Source organism: Maricaulis maris (genome assembly GCF_036322705.1).
GTDB lineage: Bacteria > Pseudomonadota > Alphaproteobacteria > Caulobacterales > Maricaulaceae > Maricaulis > Maricaulis maris_B.
The window spans coordinates 1,297,820-1,308,430 of sequence record NZ_AP027270.1 but is presented as its reverse complement, the minus strand read 5'-3'; the positions used below and the strand labels follow the sequence as shown (position 1 = coordinate 1,308,430).

The window sequence follows — 10,611 nt, the reverse complement described above, 5'->3', positions numbered from 1 at the left end:
AGCCGGGAGACGCTGTGTCCGCTGACTTTCATCTCGCGCAGGCCCTGCTGCCCGATGGCTGGGCCGAGAATGTTCGCCTCACGGTCGGCGCGGACGGCCTGATCACGCAGTTGCAGCCCGGCCAGTCCGCCGGTCCCGGGGACCACAGACTCGGCTGCGTTATTCCCGGCATGGCCAATCTTCACTCGCACGCCTTCCAGCGCGCCATGGCAGGCCTGTCGGAAAAGCGCGGTCCGGGCACCGACAGTTTCTGGTCCTGGCGCGAGGTCATGTACCGCTTCCTCGACCGTCTCGACCCGGACGTGGTTCAAGCGATTGCAGCCATGGTCCAGGTCGAGATGCTCGAAGCCGGCTTTACCGCGGTCGGCGAGTTCCACTATCTCCACCACGCCCCTGACGGGGGCCTTTATGACGATATCGGCGAGATGGCCGGGCGCATCTGTGCGGCGGCGGAAACAACGGGCATCGCCCTCACCCTGATGCCGGTCTTCTATCGCCATTCCGGGTTCAACGAGACCCCTGCCACACCAGGACAGCGACGCTTCCTCGCTGATCCGGAGCTCTACGGGCGGCTGGTTGATCGTGCCCGTCATCACGCTGCACAGCTGCCCCAAGCCCGCATCGGTATCGCGCCGCACTCACTGCGGGCGGCATCGATGGCCGACATCACCGAGATCCTGCCGCTGGCCGAGGCCGGACCGGTGCATATCCATATCGCTGAACAGACCGCCGAGGTGGATGCCTGTCTCGCCGCGACCGGTCAGCGCCCGGTGCGGTACCTGTTCGACCATCAGCCGGTGGATTCCCGATGGTGTCTGGTCCATGCGACCCATATGGATGCAGAGGAGACACACACCCTGGCTCGCTCCGGAGCGGTCGCAGGCCTGTGCCCGCTGACCGAGGCCAGCCTCGGCGACGGCCTCTTCCCGGCCATTGACTATCTGGCCGCCATTGGACGGATCGGCATCGGATCGGACAGCCATATCCGTATCGACCTGGCAGAAGAACTGCGCCTGCTCGAATACGGCCAGCGACTGACACGGCGCGAACGCAACCTTCTCGGTCAGGCCGGATCGAGCACCGGCCGCACCCTGTTTGACGCCTGCTCGGCGGGCGGGGCGCAAGCGCTGGGGCAAGCCATGGGACAGTTGGCGGTGGGCTCTCGCGCCGACCTCGTCGAGCTGGACACCCGCAATCCCGTTCTTGCGGAACGCCGGGGCGACACGCTGCTGGACAGCTGGATCTTCGCCGGCGATGCCCGCCAGGTGCGAAGTGTTTACGTCGGCGGCGTGGCGCGGGTTCACGACGGACGGTCCCTGGTCCGCAGCGCGGTGGAGCAGGCCTATGGGAGGGCGTTGAAAGGGATCATGGACGGATGGACGTCATGACGGACTGGCGAGACGCGCTGAAGCTGGATGGGGAAGGTCCGGTCTACGACCAGATCCGCTTGGCCATTCTCGGGCAGATCCGCAGCGGGAGCTGGGAGCCGGGCTTCCGGCTGCCGTCGGAGGCCGAGCTGTGCGACCATTTCGGAACCGCCCGCATGACCGTCAGCCGGGCTTTGAGAACGCTGACCGAGGACGGCCTGGTCGTCCGCAAGCGCCGCGCCGGCAGCTTCGTTGCCCAGCCCGAAACGCCGACGGCCCTGCTCAAGATTGTCGACATGGCGAGCGCCATCCCGGCCCGCGGTCAACAATATGGCTATCGCTGCCTCGACAGCCAGACCGTACCCGCCAGCGATGAGGTCGCCCGCCAGATGCGGCTTCTGCCCGGCGCGCGCGTTCAGCACATCCGCTGCCTGCATACGGCCGATGGTGATGTCATCGAGTTTGAGGAGCGCTGGATCAATCTCGCGCTTCTGCCGGACGCCGGTCAGGCCGATTTCTCTGGTGAGGGACCGGGCGGCTGGCTGCTCCGCAAGACGCCATGGACCGAGGCCGAACACACCGTGTCGGCGGTCAATGCGGACAAGGCGCTCGCCGACTGCCTTGCGATCAACGCCGGAGCGGCCTGCCTCGTTCTGGAGCGCCGCACCTTCCAGGGTAGCGACGTGGTCACCCTTGCGCGCCTGACCCATCCCGGTGACCGGCATGTGATGAGCGAACGCTTCAGCTCGGGCGGGCTGCGACGAGACTGAGTGACAGGGCCCGCGCCTTGCCGTCAAACTATCCCCGCCCGACCGATTCGCGGCGGGCGTTCAGAACAGGGACCGGATATCGGATGATTGACCTTTTTGCACTCGTGGCGGTGACCGCCCTCGCCTCGGACGGCTGCACCGATCACTCCACCTACAGCTTCAATCTCGCCGAGACGCGCCTTCGCAATGTCGAAATCGTGCGCAGTGAGCCGTCCGGCCGGGCCGAGCGCGGCGCCTTCCCCGATGGCACCGTGGTTACGCTGAGCGCGGATTATTGCACTGACCCGGCCTTCGACCTGACCATGGATGCGCCGTCTGACGCCCAGAACATCATGCGCCTGCGCCAGGTCTTCGGGCAGTTTGACCGTTTTATCGATTGCCCGATCGCGGATTACGACCAGTACGACGTTACACTCGACGCCGTGGACGCAGCCCTGTCCGCAGGCTCGGCTTATGACAATGACGGTGCCGCCATCGACACCGCCGGATCCAATGCGATCTATCTCTCGATCGCGCCTGCGGGCGACCGCATCGCCGCGACCCTTCGCTGCGAACGCCAGCCGGACTGAGCCCGCGCCATCACCATCTCTGATGGCGTCAGTCCTCGCGGATTGCCGCCATCAGATGGTCGATAAAGGCCCCGCGCTCGGACGCTTCGATCCAGCGGACGACCGCGACGATATCGTGCTCGGGATCGATATAGATCATGTTCGCCCCGGCTCCGAGATAGGCGAAACTGCTGGCCGGCGCGCTCGCCACATTGATCGCGGCGGCATCGTCACCGGGCGAGTTCAGAAAGAAATTCATGTAGCCGTAGGACGGCATCACATCGGTCGGGGTCAACGACGCGTCATACCAGTCTTGCGACAGCAATTGCGTGCCACACCAATTGCCGCGACGCAGGCCGAGCAGGCCAAAGCGCGCCTGGTCGTAGGCTGACAGCATCATGCCGCCGCCCCAGTGACCACCGCCGGAAACTGACCACATGGTCTCGCCATTGATCGTGACATGGCTGTTCTCATAGCCCTGCCATTCCCATGTCCCGGATGATCCGATCGGGTCCATGATGCGTTCGGCGAGAACCTCGGGCAGCGGCCGCTGCCAGACATGAAGCGCGGCCAGCGCCAGCGCATTCACGCGTACATCATTATACTCCCAGGCACTCCCGGGAACCGGCGGACCGGCGACGAGATCGCGGGCCGGATTGTCCCGCGCCGGACGGTCCGCCCAGGCCGGTTTGTCCCACAGCGTGCCCCACCAGCCCGACGTCTGACGCAGCATCTGGTCCCAAGTGATCGGCCTGTTGTGATCGGTATGGAAGAGCGGATCCTCAACCGAGGCCGACACCGGCGCGTTCACATCCGCGATGAGACCATCCTCGACCGCAAGGCCGACGGTGTGGGACAGGAAGGTCTTGGAGATCGAGAAGGTCATATCGACCCGCTCGAGATCACCCCACTCGGCGACGATATAGCCATCGCGCAGGATGATGCCGGCCGGTCCACCGCGCGGGCGCAGCTCACCGACCGGGCTGGAAAACGGCTCGAAGGCCCAGGTCAGCGGGACCATGACGGAAAGGTCGCGCACATCAACGCCTTCCCAGCCCTCACGCGGGGCGGTCTCGTTGGCGATGGCGAAATTGATCGCGGATTGAAGGGCGACTGGATCAAGGCCGAGGCTGGACGGCTCGCGTCGCTCCCAGTCCGCATCACCGCGTGCCGGGACGTAGTCCTGTGCCAGCGCGCCCGCGCCCAGTACAAGGGCGGCGGCCAGCCCGGTCAGGTGGCCCATTGTTGACTGAAGCATGCCCGTCTCCCCGCTTTCAGCGCCTAGCGGCGCACCCGTATCCCGACACTCACCCCGCGCTCCTCACCCGGAAAATAGCGATCATTTCCGAAGGCGAAATCAGCCCGCTCGGCATAGCGTGTATCGAGCAGGTTGCGCACCGCGCCGAAGACTTCAACCCCGTCAGCAATACGATAGCGAGCGCGCAGATTGACGAGATCATGTCCGTCATATCGGTTGAGGTTTGCCGCGTCGGTATAATAGCTGCCGACATAGACCCATTCCAGCGAACCCGTGAAGCTGTCCGACGGCACCCAGTTGAGCCGGGCATTCCAGAGCCAGTCCGGCGCGGTATCGATGCGCGCGCCGGAGCGGATCACCTCACTCGGCGTCGTCACCGGCTGATCAAAGTCATAGCTGTGCTCGGACCAGCTGCCCGCGACTGCGAGGGTCAACTTCGGCGACACCGCATAGTCCAGCGTCAGTTCGACCCCGTGATGCCGGGTTCGCCCGTCGGTGACGTTGAAGCCGTCGGCATCGCGGAAGAAGACATTGCGCTTTTGCATGGCAAAGGCGGTCACCGAATAGCTGACCGGACCTCCGGCATCGCGGCGATAACCAATTTCCAGACTGTCGAGCGTTTCCGGCTCGATGCCCTCGATAACCTGTCCGGGCTGCAGCCGGTAAAGCTCTGTAGTCTGCGGCGCCCGCGCGCCGCGGGCGAGACGCGCAATGACAGCACTGTCGGCGTCCAGCTGCCAGCTGGCACCGAGATGCGGCAGCACAAGGTCATAGCTGTCCTCGCGATCGGCAACGCGAAGGAAACGCCCGACAGCATTGTCGGCGAGCGCATTGTCATAGTCATAGGTCACATGTTCCAGCCGCAAGCCGGCCTGCAGGCGGAAACTGTCCAAGAGCTGCCAGCGTGTCTGGCCGTAGAGCGCGGCCACATCGGACCGGACGGAATAGTCGTAGTGATCGCCCTGCACGAAGGAGAAGATCGTCGGCCGGCTCTGGGTCTCGCGCAGCGCGCCCCGGGTGCGTTCCAGGTCGGTGCCCAGCGTATAGCTGCCCCAATCGGTCAGGGTCCGGACGGAGGCCTGGATGCCCGCGCTGGCATGATTACTTTCCTCGAGTGCCTCGGACGGCACAAAGTGCATCAGGAAGTCCATCTCGTTGGCGCGCAGATAAGGTGTCACCTGCCAGCTGCGGCCGCTCCCGGTTGTCCCGCTCAATGCCAGTGCCATGCGCAGGGCCATGGCATCGCGGAAAGCCTCGGGGTCATTGTTGGAGCGCGCCAAGGCGAGATCCCGATAGGCCTCGAACCCGCCGACATAGCCGGCCGTTTCCTGGTTGAGCGTGACCATCGAGGCTGTCGCCCGCCAGTCAAACCGGGGCGTTTCACCGTCAAGCCGGACCAGCGCCTCGACACGGTCCAGCCCGGCCTCGGCGCGCCAGCCATCCTCATGTTGCCCCGCGATCGCGATGAGCGCTGACGTCCTCTCACCGGCGCGACTTGCACGCAGTTGCCCACGGGCACGACCGAATGAACCCAGCTCGGCTTCGACAAGGGTCGCGGTCTGATCCGGCGCCGGGGTCAGAAAGTTGATGACGCCATGCAGCGCATTGGAACCCTGCAGGGCCGATCCCGGCCCCCGAACGACTTCGATGCCGCCGGCCAGGTTGGACAAGCTCTCGAACAGGCCGTTTACATTGGCAAAACCGGCCGCCCGCAGCGGGATGCCGTCCTCGAGATAAAGAAAGGACCCGGCACCGGCACCACCCGCAAGGACCGGAGACCGGATCGCCGTTAGATGCTCGGCGCCATTGCCACGATTGAGCATGACACCGGGCGCCCGCGACAGCAGCTCGGCGGGATGCTGGGCGCCGATCTCGATGATTGCGGCCTGATCGATCCGGGTGACTGGCAGCACCGTATCGCTGACCGCTTCGCCCGAACGCTCGCCAGTGACGACGACAACGTCCGCAGCGGCGCTATCGAGCTGGGCCCCCAAGGCCGGAGTACCAAGCAAGACAACGGCAAGCCCCGCGGCCTGGCCGGCAGACAGGCGCAGCTGAGACCCCATCAGACCGGCTTGGATGCGCGGATGGCGTGACGCTTGCGCAGAACGTCGACCACATCCTCGAGGCTGAGATCGCGCGACTCCAGAAGCACCATCAGGTGGAACAATAGATCGGCGGCCTCCCCTGTCAGCGCTTCCTTGCTCTCGGACACCGCTGCCATGGCAACTTCAACGCCCTCCTCGCCAACCTTCTGGGCCGGGCGCTTCGGCGCCTTGGCCATCAGGGAGCCGACATAGGAGCCCTTGGTCTTGTCCTTCTTGCGCTTGCGGATGATCGCGCGCAGATGGGCCAGAAAGCCGAGCCCCGGCCCCGGATCATCGCCAAAGCAGCTCACCGTCCCGGTATGACAGGCCGCCCCTTTTGGTTTGACCTCGACCAGCAGCGCATCGCTGTCGCAATCCGCCGACAGATTGACCAGCTTGAACGTATTGCCGGAGGTCTCGCCCTTCTTCCACAGGCGCTGCTTGGAGCGCGAGAAGAAGTGGACCTTGCCGGTCTCGAGTGTCGCCGCCAATGCCTCGGCATTCATGTAGCCCAGCATCAGGACCTGGCGTGTCGCCACATCCTGGACGATCGCCGGGATCAGGCCATCGCCCTTTTTCCAGTCGAGCGTTTTTGCATCCATCATGGTCTGACCCTGATTCCTTCACCACCAAGCCAGGACTTCAATTGCCCGATCTCGATGACCCCCTTGTGAAACACGCTGGCGGCCAGCGCACCATCGACCTTGGCAAGTTCGAAGACGGATTTGAAGTGCTCTTTCCGTCCGGCCCCGCCCGACGCAATCAAAGGTGTGGAACACACCGCCCGCGCCGCTTCGAGCTGCTCGATATCATAGCCGTCGCGCACTCCGTCCTGATCCATGCAGTTGAGCACGACCTCACCCGCGCCGCGATCGACACCCTCGGCAATCCAGTCCAGCGTCCGCCGGTGACCGATCACCGTCTTGTCCGGGTCACCGGTGTACTGGTGGACCCGCCAGGCGCCTTCGATGATCCGGCTGTCGACGCCAAGGACAACACATTGACTGCCGAACTCGGCAGCGAGCCGGTCGATGATCGCGGGATCCTCCAGTGCCGGCGTGTTGACCGAGATCTTGTCGGCCCCCGCAAACAGGCGCGCCCGGGCATCGTCGACCGACCGGATACCGCCAGCGACGCAGAAGGGAATATCGAGCTCGCGCGCCACGGCGCTGACCCATTCCGGCTCGACCGTGCGCCCGCGGGCACTGGCGGCAATGTCGTAGAAGACCAGCTCATCCGCCCCCTCGCGGGCATATCGGCGGGCCAGATCGACAATATCGCCGACATCCTCGTGATCGCGGAAGCGGACGCCCTTGACCACCCGGCCGTCGCGCACGTCGAGACAGGGAATTATGCGTCGCGCAAGCATGCCACGGCCTCCCCGATCGTGAATCGGCCCTCATAAAGCGCCTTGCCCGTAATCGCGCCCGCCGCGCCGGCTTCGCGGGCCGCGCGCAGGTCGTCGAGCGAGGAGACCCCGCCAGAGGCCTGCCAGTTGATTGACGGATAGTCGGCCGCAAGGCGTTTGTAGAGCGCGATATTGGGACCGGACAGATCACCATCGCGGCCAATATCGGTCACCAGGGCATGGGCTAGGCCCTTGCCCTCATACCTGACGATGACGTCTTCCAATGTTGTGTCGCTGGTGTCGGTCCACCCCTTAAGGGCCGGACGATAGCGACCGGCAATCTGTCGGACATCAAGCGCCAGGGTGATGTGGTCACCGCCATAATGCTGCAGCCAGCCGGACACGCGCTTGGGGTCGGTTACGGCGAGCGAGCCGATAATGACACGCTCCACGCCGGCAGCGAGCAGTTCCTCGATGTCTTCGGAGTTACGCACGCCGCCACCGGTCTGCACGCGCAGTCCGGTCTCGCAGATCGAGCGGATGATCTCGCCCTGGCGACGCGCTCCGTCGCGGGCCCCGCTGAGGTCAACGACATGGACCCAGACGGCTCCGGCCTCGCCGAACTGCTCTGCGACCGCGCGCGGATCGTCACCATAATCGGTGACGGCGTCAAACTCGCCCTTGTGGAGCCGCACAACACGCCCGTCCAGAAGGTCAATCGCCGGATAAAGGATCATGCCGAACCCTTTGCAAAATTGGTCAGAATACGGGCGCCCGTCGCACCCGAGCGTTCCGGGTGAAACTGGCAGCCGGCAATATTGCCATGCCGCACCACTGCCGAAATCCCGGTTCCGTAGGTGGAGCTGGCGCGGGTGGCCGGACCCGGCGGGGCGTAAAACCCGTGCACGAAATAGACGTAGGCGCCCGCTTCCAGACCGGCCAGGAGCGGGTCTTCAGGATCGCCGAATTCCAGTGCGTTCCAACCCATATGGGGCCAGACACCATCGGTCGGGGTCGGCAATTTTTCGATCCGGCCAGGGATCAGACCGAGACACGCCACATCGCCCTCGGCCGAGCGCTCGAACAGCATCTGCATGCCGAGGCAAATACCCAGCACGGGCCGCGTCTCGTCTTTCAACGCGACATCCCAGCCCAGCTTGCGCAGGCGCGCCATGGCGGGACCGGCGGCGCCGACCCCGGGCAGGATCAGGCGATCACACCCGCCGGTCTCATCCGGCCGGGTAACGACCTGATAGTCCAGACCGGCCCGTTCCAGCGCAAACCGGACCGAGGCCAGGTTGGCGCAGCCGGTATCAATCAGCGCAATGGTCATGCCAGCATGCCCTTGGTCGACGGCATCGCATCGCCCTCGACACGCAAGGCCTGACGCAACGCCCGGCCGAAGGCCTTGAAGCAGCTCTCGACCATATGGTGGGCATTCTCGCCCTCGACCTTGACGTGGATGGCCGCGCCAAGGCTCTCCGCGATCGAGCGGAAACAGTGGGCCGTCATCTCGACCGGGAAGTCGCCGACGCTCTCGCCCGGGATCTTGCCCTCGAACTTGACAAAGGGACGTCCCGACAAATCGATCCAGACCGCCGCCCTGCTCTCATCCATGGGCAGCTCGAAACCGAAACGGCCGAGGCCGCGCTTGTCGCCGAGGGCGTCGCGCAAGGCCTCGCCAAAGGTCAGGCAGACATCCTCGATGGTGTGGTGACCATCAATCTCCAAATCGCCCTCGACGGCGACATCCAGGGCAAAGCCGCCATGACCGGCGATCTGGTCAAGCATGTGATCGAAATAGCCAATACCCGTGGCGATCCGGATCGGCCCGTCGCGATCCAGATTGACCGTCACCGTGACGTCCGTTTCCTTGGTCTTGCGACGCTTGCTGCCTGCGCGCGGACCGGCCTGCTCGGCGATCTCGGCCGCTTCGGCCTTCTCGCGACGCAGACGCATGGCCAGCGCGTGCGCATCGAGCTGTTCCAGCGCCGCGAGACGCTCGACCGTCGGTGCGATCGCAGCCGCGCCTTGCTGGCTGGCGCGCAGGATGGTGGTTGTCTTCTGGAAACTCTCTACCGCGACGCCGCCATAGGCTTTCGCAGCCCCGGCGGTTGGCAGGGTGTGGTTGGGACCCGCGGCGTAATCCCCGGCGGCTTCCGGGGTCCAGGCCCCGACGAAGATCGAGCCGGCGTGACGCACGCCTGCCAGCAGCCGATCGGCCGCCTCGGCCTGCAGGATCAGGTGCTCGGCGGCGTACGTATTGGCAATGTCGATGGCCTCATCGACCGAGCCGCAGACCAGGATCCGCGACGCCGCCAGGGCCTTGCGAGCGATGTCGGCACGCAACAGGTCCGCCAGCAGCCGCTCGACCGACGCGGTGACACGCTCGGCAGTGGCAATATCGAAACAGACCAGCATGACCTGGGCCGACGGGTCGTGCTCCGCCTGGCTCAACAGATCGCTGGCCACGAGGTCAGGGTCGGCCTCGCCGTCGGCGATCACCATGACTTCGCTCGGCCCGGCCGGCAGGTCGACTGCAGGACCACCCGGCAGACTGCTGACATAGGCCTTGGCCGCCGCAACATAGGCATTGCCCGGTCCAAAGATCTTGTCGGCCTTGGGCAGCCCCGCCGCGCCGATCGAGAGCGCCGCCACGGCCTGGGCGCCGCCGATTGCATAGACCTCATCGAGACCGAGCAGATCCGCTGCAGCGAGCAGCGCCGGGTTGACGCCGCCGGCCCCGCTCGGCGGCGCGACCACGACGATCCGGGGCACGCCGGCCAACTGGGCGGGAACGGCGAGCATGATCAGGGACGAGACCAGCGGAGCCGATCCGGCCGGAACATAAAGCGCCGCCGTGTCCACCGGCGTTGCCCGCCGCGAGGCGGTTACGCCCGGCCAGGTCTCAACCGCGTAATTGCGATAGCCTTGCTGAATGTGAAAGCGGCGCACAGCGTCCGCAGCGGCCTTGATCGCTTCCGCGTCGACCGGATCAAGCGCGGCGCGGGCCGCGGCGATGGTCGCAGCCGGCACCCGGAAATCGGCGGGCGCATAGCCGTCGAGACGCTGGGCGTAGGCCCGCACGGCCGCCTCGCCCTGGTCGCGGATGGCATCAACAATGTCGCGGGCTGCGGCGTCGGCGGTGCCCGAGGTCGACGGACGCGCGAGCGCGCTTGCCCGCACGTCCGGTGACGCATCAGTCCAGTTGAAAATGTCCAGCATGGCTTTGG

At 65.5% G+C, this 10,611-nt stretch carries 10 protein-coding genes; 3 read left to right on the top strand and 7 right to left on the bottom strand.

Features of this window, described 5'->3' with window-relative positions:
• The first annotated feature begins 14 nt into the window (after window positions 1–14).
• From AAA969_RS06070 to AAA969_RS06060, 3 genes are all read left to right on the top strand, one after another.
• On the top strand, window positions 15–1,388 hold the full coding sequence (locus AAA969_RS06070; protein ID WP_338244665.1) for a formimidoylglutamate deiminase: 1,374 nt from the start codon (window positions 15–17) through the stop codon (window positions 1,386–1,388).
• The gene (hutC, locus tag AAA969_RS06065; RefSeq protein WP_338244663.1) at window positions 1,385–2,137 is read left to right on the top strand and encodes a histidine utilization repressor; all 753 of its coding nucleotides are present in this window, start codon (window positions 1,385–1,387) and stop codon (window positions 2,135–2,137) included. Before AAA969_RS06070 ends, hutC begins: the two co-directional genes overlap by 4 nt.
• An 83-nt stretch (window positions 2,138–2,220) precedes the next feature.
• Window positions 2,221–2,706 carry a hypothetical protein gene (locus AAA969_RS06060; protein WP_338244661.1) on the top strand — a complete coding sequence of 162 codons (486 nt, stop codon included), beginning with the start codon at window positions 2,221–2,223 and terminating at the stop codon, window positions 2,704–2,706.
• 28 nt (window positions 2,707–2,734) lie between these two features.
• Here AAA969_RS06060 and AAA969_RS06055 read toward each other — a convergent pair whose 3' ends face one another.
• From AAA969_RS06055 to hisD, 7 genes are read right to left on the bottom strand one after another with little or no spacing between them, the layout of a single operon-like run.
• A complete protein-coding gene (locus AAA969_RS06055; RefSeq protein ID WP_338244659.1) occupies window positions 2,735–3,943 on the bottom strand; it encodes a serine hydrolase domain-containing protein in 1,209 nt (402 codons plus the stop codon).
• A gap of 23 nt (window positions 3,944–3,966) precedes the next feature.
• Window positions 3,967–6,009, bottom strand: a complete 2,043-nt coding sequence (locus AAA969_RS06050) for a TonB-dependent receptor (protein WP_338244657.1) — start codon at window positions 6,007–6,009, stop codon at window positions 3,967–3,969.
• Window positions 6,009–6,635, bottom strand: a complete 627-nt coding sequence (gene hisIE, locus AAA969_RS06045) for a bifunctional phosphoribosyl-AMP cyclohydrolase/phosphoribosyl-ATP diphosphatase HisIE (RefSeq protein ID WP_338244655.1) — start codon at window positions 6,633–6,635, stop codon at window positions 6,009–6,011. The genes AAA969_RS06050 and hisIE overlap by 1 nt, the downstream gene beginning before the upstream one ends.
• Complete coding sequence (hisF, locus tag AAA969_RS06040; RefSeq protein ID WP_338244653.1) at window positions 6,632–7,399, bottom strand: imidazole glycerol phosphate synthase subunit HisF; 768 nt, start codon at window positions 7,397–7,399, stop codon at window positions 6,632–6,634. Before hisF ends, hisIE begins: the two co-directional genes overlap by 4 nt.
• On the bottom strand, window positions 7,381–8,115 hold the full coding sequence (hisA, locus tag AAA969_RS06035) for a 1-(5-phosphoribosyl)-5-[(5-phosphoribosylamino)methylideneamino]imidazole-4-carboxamide isomerase (protein ID WP_338244651.1): 735 nt from the start codon (window positions 8,113–8,115) through the stop codon (window positions 7,381–7,383). The genes hisF and hisA overlap by 19 nt, the downstream gene beginning before the upstream one ends.
• A complete protein-coding gene (hisH, locus tag AAA969_RS06030) occupies window positions 8,112–8,711 on the bottom strand; it encodes an imidazole glycerol phosphate synthase subunit HisH (RefSeq protein WP_338244648.1) in 600 nt (199 codons plus the stop codon). Before hisH ends, hisA begins: the two co-directional genes overlap by 4 nt.
• On the bottom strand, window positions 8,708–10,603 hold the full coding sequence (gene hisD / locus AAA969_RS06025) for a histidinol dehydrogenase (protein ID WP_338244646.1): 1,896 nt from the start codon (window positions 10,601–10,603) through the stop codon (window positions 8,708–8,710). Before hisD ends, hisH begins: the two co-directional genes overlap by 4 nt.
• Window positions 10,604–10,611: the final 8 nt, after the last annotated feature.